The 16,922-nt window shown below is 73.9% G+C and carries 13 protein-coding genes; 6 read left to right on the top strand and 7 right to left on the bottom strand.

Annotation, left to right across the window (positions count from 1 at the left end):
- The first annotated feature begins 85 nt into the window (after window positions 1-85).
- Entirely contained in the window at window positions 86-1,213 is a 1,128-nt protein-coding gene (locus ACZ7BZ_RS06120) for a polysaccharide deacetylase family protein (RefSeq protein WP_470357545.1), read from the top strand.
- Between the two features lie 484 nt (window positions 1,214-1,697).
- Complete coding sequence (locus ACZ7BZ_RS06125; RefSeq protein ID WP_470357316.1) at window positions 1,698-2,585, top strand: nitroreductase/quinone reductase family protein; 888 nt, start codon at window positions 1,698-1,700, stop codon at window positions 2,583-2,585.
- 93 nt (window positions 2,586-2,678) lie between these two features.
- Here ACZ7BZ_RS06125 and ACZ7BZ_RS06130 read toward each other — a convergent pair whose 3' ends face one another.
- The 4 genes from ACZ7BZ_RS06130 to ACZ7BZ_RS06145 all read right to left on the bottom strand — a co-directional run bounded on the left by ACZ7BZ_RS06130 (window position 2,679) and on the right by ACZ7BZ_RS06145 (window position 6,669).
- Window positions 2,679-3,476, bottom strand: a complete 798-nt coding sequence (locus ACZ7BZ_RS06130; RefSeq protein WP_470357317.1) for an SGNH/GDSL hydrolase family protein — start codon at window positions 3,474-3,476, stop codon at window positions 2,679-2,681.
- Between the two features lie 246 nt (window positions 3,477-3,722).
- On the bottom strand, window positions 3,723-4,484 hold the full coding sequence (locus ACZ7BZ_RS06135; RefSeq protein ID WP_470357318.1) for an SGNH/GDSL hydrolase family protein: 762 nt from the start codon (window positions 4,482-4,484) through the stop codon (window positions 3,723-3,725).
- A 448-nt stretch (window positions 4,485-4,932) separates the two neighbouring features.
- A complete protein-coding gene (locus ACZ7BZ_RS06140) occupies window positions 4,933-5,571 on the bottom strand; it encodes an NUDIX hydrolase (protein WP_470357319.1) in 639 nt (212 codons plus the stop codon).
- Window positions 5,572-5,760: 189 nt separating this feature from the next.
- Window positions 5,761-6,669 carry a hypothetical protein gene (locus tag ACZ7BZ_RS06145; protein ID WP_470357320.1) on the bottom strand — a complete coding sequence of 303 codons (909 nt, stop codon included), beginning with the start codon at window positions 6,667-6,669 and terminating at the stop codon, window positions 5,761-5,763.
- Between the two features lie 883 nt (window positions 6,670-7,552).
- Here ACZ7BZ_RS06145 and ACZ7BZ_RS06150 point away from each other — a divergent pair.
- Window positions 7,553-8,722: an exonuclease SbcCD subunit D gene (locus ACZ7BZ_RS06150; protein WP_470357321.1), complete on the top strand. Its 1,170-nt coding sequence runs from the start codon at window positions 7,553-7,555 to the stop codon at window positions 8,720-8,722.
- Window positions 8,719-11,802 carry an AAA family ATPase gene (locus ACZ7BZ_RS06155; RefSeq protein ID WP_470357322.1) on the top strand — a complete coding sequence of 1,028 codons (3,084 nt, stop codon included), beginning with the start codon at window positions 8,719-8,721 and terminating at the stop codon, window positions 11,800-11,802. Before ACZ7BZ_RS06150 ends, ACZ7BZ_RS06155 begins: the two co-directional genes overlap by 4 nt.
- Window positions 11,803-11,833: 31 nt before the next feature.
- On the opposite strand, the gene ACZ7BZ_RS06160 is transcribed toward ACZ7BZ_RS06155, so the two are convergent.
- Entirely contained in the window at window positions 11,834-12,067 is a 234-nt protein-coding gene (locus tag ACZ7BZ_RS06160; protein ID WP_470357323.1) for a hypothetical protein, read from the bottom strand.
- A gap of 170 nt (window positions 12,068-12,237) precedes the next feature.
- Here ACZ7BZ_RS06160 and ACZ7BZ_RS06165 point away from each other — a divergent pair, with 170 nt between their 5' ends.
- Window positions 12,238-12,795, top strand: coding sequence for a DUF1990 family protein (locus tag ACZ7BZ_RS06165; RefSeq protein ID WP_470357324.1), 558 nt, complete (start codon window positions 12,238-12,240; stop codon window positions 12,793-12,795).
- On the opposite strand, the gene ACZ7BZ_RS06170 is transcribed toward ACZ7BZ_RS06165, so the two are convergent.
- Complete coding sequence (locus ACZ7BZ_RS06170) at window positions 12,792-13,238, bottom strand: YjbQ family protein (RefSeq protein WP_380450909.1); 447 nt, start codon at window positions 13,236-13,238, stop codon at window positions 12,792-12,794. The two genes, ACZ7BZ_RS06165 and ACZ7BZ_RS06170, sit on opposite strands and share 4 nt — an antisense overlap.
- A gap of 226 nt (window positions 13,239-13,464) precedes the next feature.
- Window positions 13,465-13,734, bottom strand: a complete 270-nt coding sequence (locus ACZ7BZ_RS06175) for a hypothetical protein (protein ID WP_350504212.1) — start codon at window positions 13,732-13,734, stop codon at window positions 13,465-13,467.
- An 889-nt stretch (window positions 13,735-14,623) separates the two neighbouring features.
- On the opposite strand from ACZ7BZ_RS06175, the gene ACZ7BZ_RS06180 reads away from it, so the two are divergent.
- Window positions 14,624-16,918, top strand: a complete 2,295-nt coding sequence (locus tag ACZ7BZ_RS06180) for a bifunctional glycosyltransferase/CDP-glycerol:glycerophosphate glycerophosphotransferase (RefSeq protein WP_470357325.1) — start codon at window positions 14,624-14,626, stop codon at window positions 16,916-16,918.
- Window positions 16,919-16,922 lie beyond the last annotated feature (4 nt).

The raw sequence follows: 16,922 nt of genomic DNA on the forward strand, positions 1-16,922 counted from the left end.
GGGAGCGCCCTGGTTCCACGGTCCAGATTCCCGTTCACGCCCTCCCCACGGGCGTGCCCCCACCTGCTGGAGTCCTCACGTGTCGATGCTCACGCGCCTGTCCGCGCTGGCCGTATCCGTCGCCCTGCTCACGGCATCCGCCGTCCCGGCCGCTACGGCTGCTGCCACTGCCACCGCCACCGCGGCCGGGACCGTCAACCTGGCCACCAACCCCGGCTTCGAGCTGCCCTCCCCCAACCTCGCCGACTGGGGCAGCATCCCCGGCTGGAACTGCACCGGCGGCCCGGCCGAAGCCGCCGTCACCAACACCGCCGCACACTCCGGCGCCTCGGCACTCACGGTCACCCCGGCGAACGACGACTCCACCGGCGAGTGCGCCCAGACCGTCGCCGTCCAGCCCGGTACCGCCTACACCGCCTCGGCCTGGGTGCGCGGCAAGTTCGTCTACCTGGGCGCCACCGGCACCGGCCGGGACGTCGCCCCCGCCTGGACCGAGACCACCTCCGGCGGCTGGCAGCAGCTGACCACCCGGTTCACCACCGGGCCGGACGCCCACAGCGTCCGTCTGTACGTGCACGGCTGGTACCAGCAGGGCCCGTTCTCCGTGGACGACGTACGGGTCGACGGCCCGGCGCCCGCCCCGGCGGTGGCGGCCGGCTCGATCCCGACCACCGACAAGGTGGTCTTCTTCACCGTGGACGACGGCTGGCAGCGCACTCCCGAGGCGGAACGCTTCATCGCCGACCACCACCTGCCGATCACCGCCTTCCCGCTGCCGATGCCGGCCGGCACCGACCCGGGCTTCTTCCAGCGGGTCACCGCCGTGCCCGGGTCCTCGATCCAGGACCACAGCGTCTCGCACTCCGACCTCAGCAAGCTCCCGCTGGACCAGCAGCAGGTCGAGATCTGCGACGCGCGCGACGCGATGACCCGGCTGTTCGGCACCGCGCCCGTGGTGTTCCGCCCGCCGTTCTTCTCCTGGAACGCCGACACCCTGCAGGCCGCCGCCAACTGCGGCATCCGCACCGTGCTGACCGCCGACGCGGACTTCAGCTGGGGTGCCTCCAACATCTGGCACCCGGGCCCGCTGCAGCCGGGTGACGTGGTCCTGATGCACTGGACCGACACCCTCGCCACCGACCTGCCCCGCGCCCTGTCCGCCGCCGAGGCCGCCGGCCTCAAGCCGACGGGCCTGGTCGACTACCTACGCTGACGCTCGTGGCCTGGCACCCGCTCCCCCAGGCGTCGCTTCCCGGGAGCGGATGGATGACAGCTGACAGATTTCACTGGCTGAAATCTGTCAGCTGTCATCCGTTACCTCTCCGGTGCCAGGTGCCAGGTGCCAGGTGCCAGGTGCCATCCACTGTCCGCCCTCCGCTCGGCGACCACTGGGCCCGCCTCGCTCCGGCCCGGGGTCCGGGCGGCGACCCGCTCGGTCCCCGATCGCGATCATGCTCGTTGACAGGCTGTCCGCGGCGCGGCTCTAATGGGGGCGTGCAGCGCGGCGTCGGCCACAGAGCAGTGGGCCGGCCGGCGACCGAGCCAGCACCTGACGTGTAAAGGGACGATGCGCGATGAGTACCTTCTCCGCTGCCCTGATCTGACGTAGGCGGTCACCGCGGTGTCCGCGCGTTCCCGTGCCGGCACCGTGTGTGGCCGCGAATCCCCCGTATCCCAGGAGACTTCACCACACACGCATGTCCATGCCCTTCCATCAGAATGTCATCGAAGAGTTCCGCGCCAACGGCGGCCGGGTCGGCGGCCCGTTCGAGGGCGGCAATCTGCTGTTGCTGACCACCACCGGGGCCCGCTCCCGGCGGCCGCACACCGTACCGCTCGGGTTCGTCCGATCCGAGGGGCTGGTGCTGGTCGTCGCCTCGGCGGCCGGGGCGCCGGAACACCCCCAGTGGTACCGCAATCTGCTGGCCCACCCGGTGGTCCGGGTCGAGCTGGGCACCGAGAGCTTCGACGCCATCGCCGTGCCCGCCGAAGGCCCCCGCCGGGAGCGGCTGTTCGCAGCCGTCGTCCGCGAGGCGCCCGGGTACGGCGACTACCAGGCGCACACCGAGCGGAAGTTGCCGGTGGTCGCCCTGGAGCGACCCGAGGCGCCGCCGGACCGGCCGAGCGAAGTGCGCAGCCTGGCCGACAAGTTGCTGGAGGCGCACAGCTGGCTGCGGGCCCAGCTGCGGCACGTCCGGGCGGAGGCCCACTCCCACACCCCCGGCAAACCGGCCGGGCTGGGGCTCCAACTGCGCCAGCACTGCCTGGCGTTCTGCGAGGGGCTCACCCACCACCACACCGGGGAGGACTCCGCGATCTTCCCGGCCCTGGCCCTCAGCCACCCCGAACTCGCCGGGGTGCTGGAGCGGCTCGGCGAGCAGCACCGGGAGATCGGGCGGATCAAGGAGGAACTGGTGGCGCTGCTGGCCGGGATCGAGATCACCGACCCGGAGCGGCTGCGCACCGAACTGGACCGGATGTCCGCCGAGTTGGAGGCGCACCTGGACCACGAGGAGGCCGAGCTGCTACCGGCCCTCGCCGCCGTCCCCTTCCCACCGGTGCACCCGGCCCCGACCGGCCGCTGACGCGACGGTGCCGCCGCCCCTCCCCAGCCACGGGAGGGGCGGCGGCAGCAGCCATTACGTCAGGAGTTCGATCGGACGGCTGCGGCTGATACCTCAGGACTGACTGAAGACCGGGAGGTAGCCGTTGGCCTGACCCGAGTCGTTCGGGTGGTAGCTCTCGTCGATCGGCAGCGTGGTGCTGTGCAGCCAGGTGTCCAGCGAGCCGCAGATCTCGTGCCCGGAGAAGATGTCGCGCACGTCACCGAAGGTGAAGCCGGCGTTGGCGACCTCCTTGGCGATCACGCCGTCCAGGGTGTCCGCGGCCTCGTTGATGGCGGCGCGCTTGGTGTCACCGATGCCGAAGATGCAGCTGCCGCCGATCTGGTAGAGGTGCGGGTAGCCCATGACCACGACGTGGGCGTTCGGGGCCTTGGCGCGGATGGCGTTGTACACCTGGTCCAGCTGGCCGGGCAGGGTGTTGGTCGCGTAGTCCTCGGCGGTGTTGACGGCGTTGAGGCAGTCACTGTCGGAGCTGAGCACGCAGGTCTTCATGGTGCTGGAGAAGCCCGCGTCATTGCCCCCGACCGAGAGACTGACCAGCGTGGTGCCACTGTTCAGCGCGGAGATCTGACTGTTGAGGATGTCACCGGTTCTGGCGCCGGAACAGGCGACGAAGGTGAAGGAGGACGGGGAGTTGGCGTTCGACCAGAGGGAGGCGTACGCGTTGGCGCTGCGCTTGCAACTGCCACTGTCGCTCAGGTAGTTGCCGGCACCGACACCGGCGGAGTACGAGTCCCCGAGGGCGACGTAGTTGACGGCGGCGGCATTGGCGGACGAGGCCGTGACGAGCGTCGTCATGCTGAGGACGGCGGCTATCGCGGCGACGGAGAGGGCACGAGCAGGGCGGAACATTGCACCTCCAGGCGTGACACGGGTCACAGAAAGGGATACCAAGCGGTAATCGAACATGGAAGCGTTCATGCCAAGGTCATTGACGGACCGTCAATAACCGTCAATAACAATGGACTTGAACCCCCTTGGGGGAAAAGCTTGTTCACGCCGAGCAACGCGCGCCCACGAGGACGTGCGCGGGCGCGCGCCGACGCACGGCAGCACGGCGCCGCCCGGGTGACCGGACGAACGCCGCAACCGACTCGCTCAGGAGCGGCTGAAGACCGGGAGGTAGCCGCTGGCCTGGCCGGCCGAGTTCGGGTGGTAGCTCTCGTCGATCGGCAGGGTGGTGCTGTGCAGCCAGGTGGCCTGCGAACCGCAGATCTCGTGCTCGGCGAAGACGCCGCGCACATCGCCGAAGGTGAAGCCGGCGTTGGCGACCCGCTTGGCGATCACGCCGTCCAGCGCGTCGGCGGCGCCGTTGATGGCAGCGCGCTTGGTGTCGCTGATCCCGAAGAGGCAGTCGCCGCCGACCTTGTACAGGTGCGGGTAGCCCATCACCACGACGTGGGCGTTCGGCGCCTTGGAGTGGATCGCGGAGTACACCCGGTCCAGCTGGCCGGGCAGGGTGCTCGTCGCATAGCTCTTCGCCGTGTTGACGGCGCCGAGGCAGTCGCTGTCGGAGCCCAGCACGCAGGTCTTCATGGTGTCGGCGAAGCCCGCGTCGTTGCCGCCGATCGACAGGCTGACCAGCGTGGTGCCGCTGTTCAGCGCGGAGATCTGACTGTTGAGCACATCGCCGGTTCTCGCCCCCGAGCACGCCACGAAGGCGAACGAGGACGGCTTGTGCGCGTTCTTCCACAGGTACGCGTAGGCGTTGGTGCTGCGCTTGCAGCTACCACTGTCGCTCAGGTAGCTGCCGGCACCGACGCCGGCCGAGTACGAGTCCCCGAGGGCGACGTAGTTGACGCCGGCCGCATTGGCGGCTGACGCCGTGAAGAGCGTCGTCATGGTGAGACCAGCCGCCATCGCGGCAATGGACAGAACACGGGCAGGGCGGAGCATTGCACCTCCTGGATATGACGCGGGTCACAGAAGGGATACCAGGCAGTAGCCTCGCGGGGAAGCGCTCATGCCAAAGACATTGACGGACCGTCTGATAGCGGAAGAGTGAACACGCCCCGACGGAGCGTGAGTTCGCCCAGGTGGGTGTGGGTGTATGTCGACGCGCATCGGTCATCGCGTGTAGACAATAAACTTTCGAGAAGTCAGCTCTCCGTCAGCTGCTGGTCAGCTGCTGGTCAGCGTGCGGCCGTCGCCGCGTCAGTTCTGCGGTGCGGGCCAGCGCCGACTCGAAGGCGCGACGGGCCGCCTCGGGGAGCGCAGCCCGGCACCCGGGAGCGCGGCTCGGCGCCGGGGAGGGCACGGCTCAGCGCCCGGGGGCGCGACCCGGCACCCGGGACCGGCAGGGTAGGACTCAGCACCCGGGGGCGCGTCCGCCGCCCGGGTACGCGGGGCCGGGGAAGACCGTGCAGCCCTCGACCGGCAGCTCCTCGATCGTCTCGTTCGCCGCGACCGGCACGCCGAGCCAGTGGGCGGCCATGGCGACGGCCGCCCGGGCCTGGCGCAGCCCGGGCTCGCCCCAGCCCAGTAGCTCGACGGCGAGCCCCGGCGCGACCAGCAACCGCCGGTAGTGCCGGCCCGAGGCCGGGTCGGCCTCGCTGGGGCCGACCGCCCGCAGCGCCGCCGCCATCCGGACACGTGCGCACTCGTGCCCGCCGTTCGCCGAGCCGACCCGGTCGTAGAGGTAGCCGAGGTAGTACGGCCGGCCGATCACGGCCTGAGCCTCCTCGCCCGCCTCCCGGGCCAGCGCGGCTGCCGGGTCACCGCCGTCCTCCGGCTCCAGCGAGCCCCCGGGCAGCGAGCAGATCCCGTCCTTGGGGTTGACCAGGGTCAGCACCCGCCCGTCCGGGGCGAACAGCCACCCCCAGGACTGCTTCACCGGCAACCCGTCCGGCACCTGCTCGCCCGGCCGCCACGGCCAGCCCGCCGTGGGACGTCGGCGCACCTTCCCGAGCAACTCGGCGATCTCCGCCGTGAACTCGATCCGGCTCATGCCGCGCGCCCCCCTCTCGGTGTCGGGCTCGCCGGACCTGCGGAGCACGGTTCGGAGCAGAGCGACCGGAGCGGCGGCGTGGGGTACCGCGCGCTCCTGCTGTTGATCTTCTCCGATCTTCCCCGAACAGGCGGTCGATGAACAGTCCCCAGCGCCGCATGGTGGATGCCGAGGCCGCGAACGCCCTGCTCACCCCAGCGGCCCACCTCCGGCCCCGGCCTCCGGGAAGTCCGGCAACCGGAACCCCGGCTGCGGCACCACACCGGGCGGGAACGGCAGCCCGCGCGCCGCGTCGTCGGCCAGCTCGTCGAACACCTCATGGGCGGTCATCGGCCGCAGCCGCCCACCCGTCAGCGCCCAGCCCCGCACCGCGGGCCCGGGCCTCGCAGCCTCCGGAAACCGACCAGGAGGCCCACCCGGCGGCCCGCTCCGGAGCCCACCAGGCGGAGGCACGGACGGATCGCCGTGCAGCAGCAGCGCCCCCTCACCGCCGGACGCCACCCCGGCCGCGAGCGTGACGCAGAACGCCTCCGCATCCCGCCCGGCGGACTGCAGCCGCCCCTCCTCCACGCAGAGGTCCACCGCCGAGGTGAGCTGCTCGCCGTCCTCCGGCCCGTGGCAGCGCAGCGTCAGCAGGTGGCAGCCCTCCCCCGCGCCCTCGGCCAGCGCCAGGTAGACCGAGGTCACGTACCGCATCACCGCCGCCATCCGCCGCTGACCCGCCAGGTCGTCGCCGACCGCGTCCAGCAGCGCCGCGCAGGCGACGGACATCCGCACCCGCGCCCGGTGGTCGTCCACGAGCAACGGGAGGAGCTCCGCCAGCGGCTCCCCCGCGTAGACGAAGGGCTCCCCGGCCAGCTCCGGATCCCCCGCGTACGCGACCCGGGCGGCCGGGGCCCGCGGATCGAGCCCGAGCACGGCGCAGTAGTCCTCGAAGTCGGCCGCCTCCAGCACCCGCAGGTGCACCTCCAGCCCCTGCCGGCGCAGGCCGCTCAGCTGCTCCTCCGCCCGCAGCAGGTACTCCCGGTGCCCGAGCGCACCGAACAACCCGTACCCGGCCAGCGCGGCGAAGTCGGTCGCCTCCGCAGCCAGCGCCACGGCCACCGGCTGCGGCGGCGCGCCCCGGGCCCGGCCGCCACGCCGACCCCGCGCACCGCCCCCGCCCGGTCCACCGGATCCACCGGCCCGCGCGCCAGGCGGCCGACCGCCGCCGGGCGGCGACGCCCCGCCCGGTCCGCCGTCCTCCCGCCCACCGACCCCGGGGCCGTACCCGGCACCCGGTCGGGACCTGCGCCCGCCGAACAGCAGCGCCCGCGGCCCCGCCGACGGCCGGCTCCGCACCGCCACGACGCCCAGCACCTCGTACACCGTCTCCCGCACAGCCATGGGGTTCCTCCGTCCACTCGACGCACCGGCCCGCTCGGCCGGCGCGAACCAGCACCGACCGCTCCGACTCCCGGAGCCGCCGACGCCACGGAACCTACACAGAGCCACTGACAAACCACCCCAAGTAATCGAACACCGGCAGCCGGGGCCCACCAGCGGACCAAACTTGGCCCCTACCGGCCGCTCACCCGCCCGCCGTCCCCGCCTCAGCGGGCCAAAAAGTGCCCCTTGAGCCATGGGAGCGCCCCGCCGGCCACAGGGCGCCGGCGGGGCGGAGACCAACAGAAGCAGCAGAACCGGCAGAACGGCCTCACGGCGCGTGTCGAACCAGCTCGCCCAGGTCGCCCCCTTTTGCCGCTCGCGTCGACCCACGACCAGGCGGCCGACGTCATCTTCGACGCCTACCTCACCTTGGACGCCGGCTTCGCTCCGTCGACGCCGTCGCGGTGGGTCAGCGGGCCGTGCGGGACGGGGCGCTGTCGGTGGGTCCTGTGATACTCGGTACTGACCAGGCACCGGCCGCGTGGCCGGTGCCGACCCGGTGTGCCGACTCGGAGGACATGGAAGTGGCAAACGCGCAGGTAGGAGCGCTGCAGTGAGACTGCTGCACACCTCCGACTGGCATCTCGGGCGTTCGTTCCACCGGGAGAGCCTGCACGACGCCCAGCGCGCCTTCCTGGACCACCTGGTGGACGTGGTCCGGTCCGGGGGCGTGGACGCCGTGCTGGTCGCCGGGGACGTCTACGACCGGGCGCTGCCCAGTCTGGACGCGGTCGCGCTGTTCGACGACGTGCTGCACCGGCTGGCCGACCTCGGGGTGCCGACGGTCTTCATCAGCGGCAACCACGACTCGGCCCGCCGTCTCGGGGTCGGCGCCGGCCTGATCGGCCGGGCCGGGATCCACCTGCGGACGGACCCGGGCGAGTGCGCCGAGCCGGTGCTGCTGGCGGACGAGCACGGGCCGGTGGCGGTGTACGGGCTGCCGTACCTGGAGCCGACGCTGGTGCGCGAGCGGTTCGGGTTGGCCAAGGGCGGGCACGCGGCGGTGCTCGGCTCGGCGATGGAGCAGGTCCGGGCCGACCTCGCGACGCGCCCCGCGGGCACCAGGGCGGTGGTGCTGGCGCACGCCTTCGTCACCGGCGGCACGGCGTCCGACAGCGAGCGGGACATCGCGGTCGGCGGGGTCGCCTCCGTCCCCGCCTCGGTGTTCGACGGGGTGCACTACGCCGCGCTCGGCCACCTGCACGGCTGCCAGACCCTCGCCCCGCACCTGCGCTACAGCGGCTCCCCGCTCGCCTACTCCTTCTCCGAGGCCCGCCAGCGCAAGACCATGTGGCTGGTCGACCTCGCGGCCGACGGCTCGGTGACGGCCGAGCGGGTCGACTGCCCCCGACCGCGCCCGCTCGCCACCCTCCGCGGCACCCTGGAGGCGCTGCTCACCGAGGAGGAGTACGCGGAGCACGAGCAGTCCTGGGTGCAGGCCACGCTCACCGACGCGGCCCGCCCCAGCGAGCCGATGGAGAAGCTGCGCCGCCGCTTCCCGCACACCCTCCAGTTGCTGTTCGACCCCGAGGACGTCGGGGACGAGCCGTCCCGGTCGTACGCGGCCCGGGTCAGCGGCCGGGAGGACCTGGAGATCGCCGAGGGCTTCCTGCGGCACGTCCGCCCGGGGGCCGAGCCGGAGCCGGACGAACTGGGCTGGCTGCGCGAGGGCTTCGAGCGCGTCCGCGAGGGCGCCGACCGGAAGGCGGACCTGCCCCGATGAGGCTGCACCGGCTCACCGTCACCGCCTTCGGCCCGTTCGCGGGCAGCGAGACGGTGGACTTCGACGCGCTCGCCGCCTCCGGGCTGTTCCTGCTGCGCGGCGCGACCGGCGCGGGCAAGAGCAGCGTGCTGGACGCGGTCTGCTTCGCCCTCTACGGCGAGACGCCGAACGCCCGCCGGGCCAACCGGCTGCGCAGCGACCACGCCGACCCCAAGCGGCTCACCCAGGTCGAGCTGGAGCTGACGCTGGGCGGGCGGCGGCTGCAGATCACCCGGCTGCCCGAACAGCGCCGCCCGAAGAAGGTCGGCACCGGCACCACCGTCGAACGGCCGCAGACCCTGCTGCGCGAGTGGGCCGCCGACGCGGGCGACGGCACCCCCGGCTGGCGGCCGGTCAGCAAGTCGCACCAGGAGGCCGGGGAGGAGATCCACCGGCTGATCGGCATGAGCCGCGAGCAGTTCTGCCAGGTGGTGCTGCTGCCCCAGGGCGACTTCGCCCGCTTCCTCAAGGGCGACTCCGAGGAGCGCGGCAAGCTGCTGCGTCGACTGTTCGACACCGAGCGCTACGGGCTCGTCGAGGCCTGGCTCGCCGAGCAGCGCCGCGCCCAGGAGACGGCCGTCCAGGCCGGCCGGCGCCGACTGCGGGACCTCGCCAGCAAGGCCGAGCAGGCCGCCGGTCCCGAGGCCGAGCCCGCCGGGGAGTGGGTGCCGGCTGAGGACGACGACGCCGAGCCGGCCGCCGGGCTGCTCGGCTGGGCGGCGATCCTGCGCAGCGGGGCCGCCGAGCAGCTGACCGTCGCCGAGGCCGCGCTCGCGGGCGCCGAGGCGGCTCAGCAGGCGGCCCAGCGGGGCCGGGAGGGCGCCGAGGAGCTTGCCGGGCGGCAGCGCCGGCACCGCGAGGCGCTGGCCGAGGCCGAGCGACTGGCCGGCTTCGAGCCGGCCGCGGCGCGGGACCGGCAGCGGCTCGCGGCCGCCCAGGAGGCGGTCGGCGTGGAGTCGGCGCTGCGCCTGCGGGAGAGTGCGGCCGAGGCGCTCGGGCGGGCTCGGGAGGCGGAGCGGCGGCACCGCGCGGCGCTCGCCCGGGCGGGCGACGGGATGACCGCGCCGACCTGGTCCGACACCGCCCAGCCGACCGAAGCGGAGCGGGCCGAAGCGGAGCCGACCGAAGCGGAGTTGACCGCGACGGAGCAGCGGCTGCGCGCCGAGGTGGTCCGGCTGGAGTCGGCCCGGGCGGAGGAGCGGCGCTGCGCCGAACTCGCCCGCGAACAGCACTCCTTGACCAGGGGCCGGGTCGATGCCGAGGAGCTGGCCGAGGAGGCCGAACGCTGGCTGGCCGAGTTCGAGGGCGAGTTGGGCCGGCTGGAGGAGCAGCAGGCCCGGGCCCAGGCGGCGAGCACCCGGGTCGAGCAACTGGACGGGCAGCGGACCGAGTTGGCCACCCGCCTGGGCGCGGCCCGGGAACGGGACGGCCTGCGGGCCGAGATCGCGGCCGCCGAGCCGAGGGTCGCCGAGCTGCGCACCGCCGCGCTGGATGCCCGCGAGTACAGCCTGGACCTGCGGGACCGCCGCCTGGCGGGCATGGCCGCCGAGCTGGCCGAGCAACTGCGCTCGGGCGAGGCCTGCCGGGTGTGCGGCTCGCCCGACCACCCGGCGCCCGCCGAGGCCGCCGACGGCGGCCGGGTGAGCGCCGAGGACGAGGAGCGGGCCGGCCGGGCCCAAGCCGTCGCCGAACGGGCCTGGGGCGAGGCCGACCAGGCGCTGACCGCCCTGCGGGTGCGCGAGGCGACGGCCACCGGCGCGGCCGGCCCGGAGGCCGCGGACGTGCTCGCGCGCTCCCTCGCCGAACTGGAGCAGGAGCACCGCACCGCGCTGCACGAGGCGGAGACGCTCGGGCGGGTCGGGCAGGAGATCGCCCGGCTGTCACAGGACCGCACCCGCCGGCTGGACGAGTTGCACGAGGCGAGGGAGCGCGCCGCCGTCCTCACCGACCGACTGCGGACGCTGGACGACGAGCAGCGGGAGCTGACCGCCCGGGTCACGGCCGCCCGAGGCGACGCCGCCTCGGTCGCCGACCGGGCCGCCTCGCTGGCCCGGCTCGCCGAGGCGGTCGCCGCGGCGGCCAAGTCCGCCCGGACGGTGGCGGAGGCGCGGGCCCGGCTGGGCGGGGCCGAGGAGGAACTCGGCAAGGCCGCCGCGGCGGCGGGGTTCCCGGACGCCGCCGCGGCTCTCGCCGTCCTGCTGCCGCGCGAGGAGCGGGACCGGCTGGAGGCCCGGCTGGAACGGCACCGCGCCGAGTCGGCCGCCGTCCGGCACGAGCTGGCGCTGCCCGAGCTGGCCGAGGCCGCGGCCCGTCCACCGGTCGACCTGGCCGGCGCCGCGGCCGCGCTCCGCGCCGCCACCGACCGGCTCGGCCGGGCGCACGCGGCCCGGTCGGCGGCCCAGGACCGCTGCGCGGCCCTGGCCGACATCGGACGGAGCCTGGGCGACCTGGCCGCCGAACTGGCCCCGGCGCTGGACCGCTACGGGCGGATCAACCGGCTCGCCGCGCTGGCCGCCGGCACCTCCACCGAGAACCGGCTGCGGATGCGCCTGGAATCGTACGTCCTGGCGGCCCGGCTGGAACAGGTCGCGGCGGCGGCCAGCGACCGGCTGGTCCGGATGTCCGGTGGCCGCTACACCCTGGTCCACAGCGACGACCGGGGCACCGGCAACAAGCGCTCCGGCCTGGCCCTGCGGGTGGTCGACGCCTGGACGGGCACCGAGCGGGACACCGCGACCCTCTCCGGCGGCGAGAGCTTCTTCGCCTCGCTCGCCCTCGCCCTCGGCCTGGCCGACGTGGTCACCGACGAGGCCGGCGGCATGCCGCTGGACACCCTCTTCATCGACGAGGGCTTCGGCACCCTGGACGAGCAGTCCCTGGAGGAGGTGATGGACGTCCTCGACGGCCTGCGCGAACGCGACCGCGCGGTCGGCATCGTCAGCCACGTCGCCGACCTGCGCAGCCGGATCCCCGCCCAGCTCCTGGTCCGCAAGGGCCGCCACGGCTCCACCCTGGCCCTGGCCGGACGGGAGGACGCCTAGGTCCCTGTCCGGCCCGGCCCCTCTCCCCCGCTCAGCCCGAACAGGCGGCCCGCTGGGCCTGCTGCCAGGCACAGGTCGGGCAGAGCGTGCTGCCCGGCTGATCCGCGGGCAGCACCGTCGGCTCACCGCACAGCACGCAGTCGGCGCGCGGCCCCTCCGCCCCCGGGTCCTCCCGCAGCGCCGCCTCCGCCGAACCGTCCGGCGCGAGCTCACAGACCGCCGCGTCCTCGCTCACCAGGCCCTCATCCGTTCCGATCTCACCCATACCGCCTTCCTACTCCCCGCCTGCGCCCCGCCGCAAGGCGCCCCCAGGGTCGGGGCCCGGGGGCCATGAGGCGAGGCATGCTTGCGCCTCGGGGCAACCTCCCGGCGGGCGGCTCGGGGAGCGTCACCCCGCGGGCGGGCGGTCGGAGGACGAGCTCTAGCGTGGGCGGCATGGTTGGCGATCTGGAACGGCGGCTGAGGGCCGCCCGGGCGGCTGGGCCCACGTACGGCGAGGTGGGGGCGACCCGGGGTGGGCGGTTGCCGGAGGGGTACGGGCACCTGCGGCGGCGGGTGCACCTCGGGCGGGGGCCGGAGGTGCTGGAGCGGGCCGGGCGGTACGTGCTCGGGTGGGGCAGTCAGCTGGGCACCGGGTTCGCGGTGCACCCGGGCGGGCCGGCCCGGGAGGGGGCCACCGTGCTGCTGCGGCTGCGCCTGCCGGGCAGCCGGTGGCCGCGCCTGGTGATCCCCTGCCGGGTGGTGTGGACGGTGGTGGAGCCGGACCGGATCGGGTTCGCGTACGGGACGCTGCCCGGGCATCCGGAGTGCGGCGAGGAGTCGTTCCTGGTGTCGATGGATGCCGGGGGCGAGGTGTGGTTCGAGGTGGCCGCGTTCTCCCGGCTGTCCGCCTGGTACGCCCGGCTGGGCCGACCGGTGGCGCTGCTCTGCCAGTACCTGGCGATCGAGCGCTACCTCGCGGCCGTGGCCGGGCACGTCGCGCAGGAGCGCTAGCCGAGGAAGGACAGCCGGACGGTGCGGCGCGGGTTGTCCCCGTTGGTGTCGATCAGCACCACGGACTGCCAGACGCCGAGCGCCAGTTGGCCGCCGAGCACCGGCAGGGTGGCGTGCGGGGCGACCAGGCCGGGCACCACGTGGTCCCGTCCGTGGCCGGGGCTGCCGTGCCGGTGGCGCCAGCGGTCGTCGGCGGGGAGCAGGTCGCGCAGGGTGGCGAGGAAGTCGTCGTCGCTGCCCGAGCCGGTCTCCAGGACGGCGATCCCGGCGGTGGCGTGCGGGACGAAGACGTTGAGCAGTCCGTCGCGTCCGGCGGCCCGTTCGTCGAGGAACGCGGCGCAGCGGTCGGTGATGTCGAGTGCGACCTCGCGGTTGCCGGTGACGATCTCCAGGGTGGTGGTGTGGAAGGGCCCGGTCGACGTGGAGTGGTTGGTGTCCGCCATGGCGCCATCCTGACCCAGGTCAGCGGGTCGGGCGTACTGCCTCGCCGACTCCCCGCGCCGGGGCGGTGGCCTCGCATAGGGTGAGGGGTTCAGACCCGGGGTGAGGGGTTCAGCCCAAAGTGACGGGTCCGGCCCCCGGACGCGCCGACGACCCGACGGACCGGTGGTCCGTCGGGTCGTTCGGGAGCCGGCCCCGGGCCGAGGCCCGGAGCGCGGCTCCGGGATCTCAGCCGCGTCCGCCGAAGAGGCTCCGGCGCAGCCGACGCAGCGGTGCCAGCAGCGACACCCGGGTGTGGCGACGACGGGCCGCCGCCGGGGCGTCGGCGCCGCGCGGCGTCAGTTCCCTTATCAGCCCGAGCGCCTCGGCGGTGTCCACCGCCGGGAGCGCAGGCGCGCCGAGCACGGCCAGGTGTCGCTCGATCCGGCGGCCGGTCGCGCCGACGCCGCACTGGATCGCCGGCACACGGGGCCGAGTCCGCACTTGCATGTGTTCCATCAGTTTCCCACCCCTACGAGGCGCCAGGGCCGTGAGGCGAAGACTATCCGTGAGAGACGGCCTTCGCGCAACCGTCCTTGGTGTTGTGCCACCGTACCGTGCGACGTCAACTGACGGTGCACCAGGGGCCGCCCGGGGCGATCACGACTAAGCATCAATGATGGTGCACGACCGGCCGTCCGTCACCAGGGCCTGGAGGCACGGGGCCGGCGCCCGCACCGACGGCATGCGCCGGGCGCACGGAGGCGGACGGCTGGTGCGGTGGCCGTGTCGACGAATCGCTCCGGGGCGCTCCGGGCCTCCCGCCAGGGTTCCCCATATAGGGGACAGCCGTCACGTCGACAAAGCGATCACCGAACGGGTCACCGAAGGGATCACCAATGGGATCGCCGAAGGGATCACCGAAGGGGCCATCGCGGGATCACGGGGGTCGCGGGGGATCGCGGACGAGCGCGGGGACCACCGGGAGCAGCGCGTCACCGCGATACTTCATGAAGTGAACGCATTCGAGGGATTGACTCCGCCGATTCATCCAAGCAATATCTGAGACAACACGCAGGTGCCCGCACCGCACCCAGTCGTGTGTTCGAGTCATGAATGGCTCGAGAAGAACTCCGGCTCCCTGCGGGCCACTGCCCGGTCACCTCGACGCTGCGGTGGCCAGGCCCGCGCGGTGCCCGGACCGGCGGCCGGCCGTAGAGGGTCGGCCCGGCCGCCACCAGACTGCCGGTGCCACCCCGCACGGGGCCCGGCACCGGCGGTCCCGGGCCGGTTCCCACCGCTCGCCGCACCCTCCGTTCCCGCCCCGCCGCCCCCGCCGTTCCGGCCCACCGTCGCCGACCGGACGTCCTCGCAGGTCGCACCGTGTGGATCGGTAGACTCGGCCAGCGTGTCCCTCCTCCTCAGCATCGTGCTCCCGGTCCACGGCGTGGAGCGGTACCTGCCGCGCTGCCTCGACTCGATCCTCGGCGAGACCCCCGCCGCCGAGACCCGCTTCGAGGTCATCGCGGTCGACGACCTCTCCCCCGACGGCTCCGGCGCGATCCTGGACGCCTACGCCGCCCGTGACCCCCGGCTGCGTGTGATGCACCTCACCGAGAACCAGGGCCTCGGCGGAGCCCGGGCCGCCGCCCTGCCGCAGCTGCGCGGCGAGTACGTCTGGTTCGTGGACAGCGACGACTGGCTGCCCGAGCGGACGGTCGGCGTGATCCTGGACGAGCTGGCGCAGGAGAGCCGCCGCGAGGTGCCGGCCGACGTGCTGCTCACCGACTTCACCCACGTCTACCCCGACGGCGGGAGCGAGCCCAACCCCTGGCGGCACGTGCTGGTCGGCTCCCCGCTGGTCGAGGGCTGCACGGCGGCCGAGCACCCGGCGCTGTTCCAGACCGTGATGTCGGTGTGGAACAAGGTGTTCCGCCGTGCCTTCCTGGAGGGCCTGGACGTCGCCTTCGGCCGCGGCTACTACGAGGACATCTCGGTCACCTACCCGGCGCTGCTGGCCGCCGAGCGACTGCGCTACCTGGACCGCCCCTGCTACTTCTACCGGCGCGGCCGCGACGGCGCGATCACCGCCACCGCCTCCCCGAAGCACGCCGACGTGTTCGCCCAGTACGACGCGATCTTCGCGTTCCTGAACCGCGCGAACCGGCCGGACGGTCCGGATCACCCGGACCTACCCGGCCGCCCCGTGCCGGAGTCGCTGCGCACCCTGGTCTTCGACCGGACCGTCCGTCAGGCGCTGAACGTCTACGACACCCCCGGTCTCGTCCCGCTGGACCGGCGCCAGGACTACTTCCACCGGCTCGCCCTGCACTTCGAGCGCCACCGCCCCGCGGGCTACCGCTTCCCCGGCGGGGTACGCGGGGTGCAGTACCGGCTGGCCGCCCGCGGCGCCCGGATCGCGTACGCCGAGCTGCGCCGCACCGGCCGGCTGCCGCGCGAACTCAAGCGCGGGGCACGGGCGGTGGCCCCGGCGGTGAAGAAGGGGGTGCGCAGCGGCGCCCGGTTCACCGCGTACAACGCCTTCCGCCGCCTCCCGCTGGACGAGCACCTGGCGGTCTACGCCGCATACTGGCACCGGGGTTACGCGTGCAGCCCGGCGGCGATCTACGAGAAGGCGAAGGAACTCGCCCCGCAGATCCGGGGCGTGTGGGTGGTGGAGACCCGCCGGCAGGCCGACGCGATGCCGCCCGGCGTCCCGTACGTGGTGGTCAACACCCCCGCGTACCTGAAGGCGATGGCCACCGCCAAGTACTTCGTCAACAACGTCAACTTCCCGCGCACGATGGCCAAGCGCCAGGGCACGGTACACGTCCAGACCCAGCACGGCACCCCGCTCAAGGCGATGGGCATGGACCTGCGGGGCCGGCCCGAGGCGGCCGAGGGGATGGACTTCGACCGGCTCCAGGAGGCCATCGACCGCTGGGACTTCCTGGTCTCCTCCAACCCGCACACCAGCGAGCACTTCGCCCGGGCCTTCCCCGGCCGGTACGAGATGCTGGACACCGGCTACCCGCGCAACGACCGGCTGGCCAACGCCACCCCCGCGGAAGTGCGGGCGATGCGCGAGCGGTTGGGGCTGCGGCCCGGCACCACCGCGGTGCTGTACGCGCCGACCCACCGCGGCGGGAAGGGCGGCTACGTGCCGCTGCTGGACGTGGCGGAGCTGGCCCGGCGGCTGGGCCCGCGGTTCACGCTGCTGGTGCGCACCCACTACTTCCACACCGACGGCCCGGGCGACCTGACGGCCGGTGACGACGCGGCGGAGATCGTGGACGTGTCGGCGCACCCGGTGGTCGAGGACCTCTACCTGGCGGCGGACGCGCTGGTGACGGACTACTCGTCGATGATGTTCGACTACGCGGTGCTGGACCGGCCGGTGGTGATATTCGCTCCGGACTGGGCGGAGTACCAGCGCGAACGCGGCGTGTACTTCGACCTGTTCGCGGAGCCGCCGGGCGCGGTCACGGTCGACGTGGACGGGCTGGCGCGGGCGCTGCGCGCGGGCGATCCGGAGCCGGCGGCGCGTGAGCGGTTCCGGGCGAAGTTCTGCGTCTGGGACGACGGCGGGGCGGCGGAGCGGGTGGTGCGCCGGGTGTTCCCGGTGGCGCCGTCGGCTCCGGCGGGCACGGCAGGTACGGGCACGGCAGGTACGGGCACGGCGGCTCCGGCGGACGGAGCGTAGGCGG

It is taken from the genome of Kitasatospora sp. NPDC036934, assembly GCF_055608425.1.

Bases quoted from the DNA above. Each gene is read 5' to 3' on its own strand.
- ACZ7BZ_RS06135 (WP_470357318.1), bottom strand. From the start codon at position 4,484: ATGGCGGCTGGTCTCACCATGACGACGCTCTTCACGGCGTCAGCCGCC.
- ACZ7BZ_RS06165 (WP_470357324.1), top strand. From the start codon at position 12,238: ATGGTTGGCGATCTGGAACGGCGGCTGAGGGCCGCCCGGGCGGCTGGG.
- ACZ7BZ_RS06160 (WP_470357323.1), bottom strand. From the start codon at position 12,067: ATGGGTGAGATCGGAACGGATGAGGGCCTGGTGAGCGAGGACGCGGCG.
- ACZ7BZ_RS06130 (WP_470357317.1), bottom strand. From the start codon at position 3,476: ATGTTCCGCCCTGCTCGTGCCCTCTCCGTCGCCGCGATAGCCGCCGTC.
- ACZ7BZ_RS06175 (WP_350504212.1), bottom strand. From the start codon at position 13,734: ATGGAACACATGCAAGTGCGGACTCGGCCCCGTGTGCCGGCGATCCAG.
- ACZ7BZ_RS06125 (WP_470357316.1), top strand. From the start codon at position 1,698: ATGTCCATGCCCTTCCATCAGAATGTCATCGAAGAGTTCCGCGCCAAC.
- ACZ7BZ_RS06155 (WP_470357322.1), top strand. From the start codon at position 8,719: ATGAGGCTGCACCGGCTCACCGTCACCGCCTTCGGCCCGTTCGCGGGC.
- ACZ7BZ_RS06140 (WP_470357319.1), bottom strand. From the start codon at position 5,571: ATGAGCCGGATCGAGTTCACGGCGGAGATCGCCGAGTTGCTCGGGAAG.
- ACZ7BZ_RS06170 (WP_380450909.1), bottom strand. From the start codon at position 13,238: ATGGCGGACACCAACCACTCCACGTCGACCGGGCCCTTCCACACCACC.
- ACZ7BZ_RS06120 (WP_470357545.1), top strand. From the start codon at position 86: ATGCTCACGCGCCTGTCCGCGCTGGCCGTATCCGTCGCCCTGCTCACG.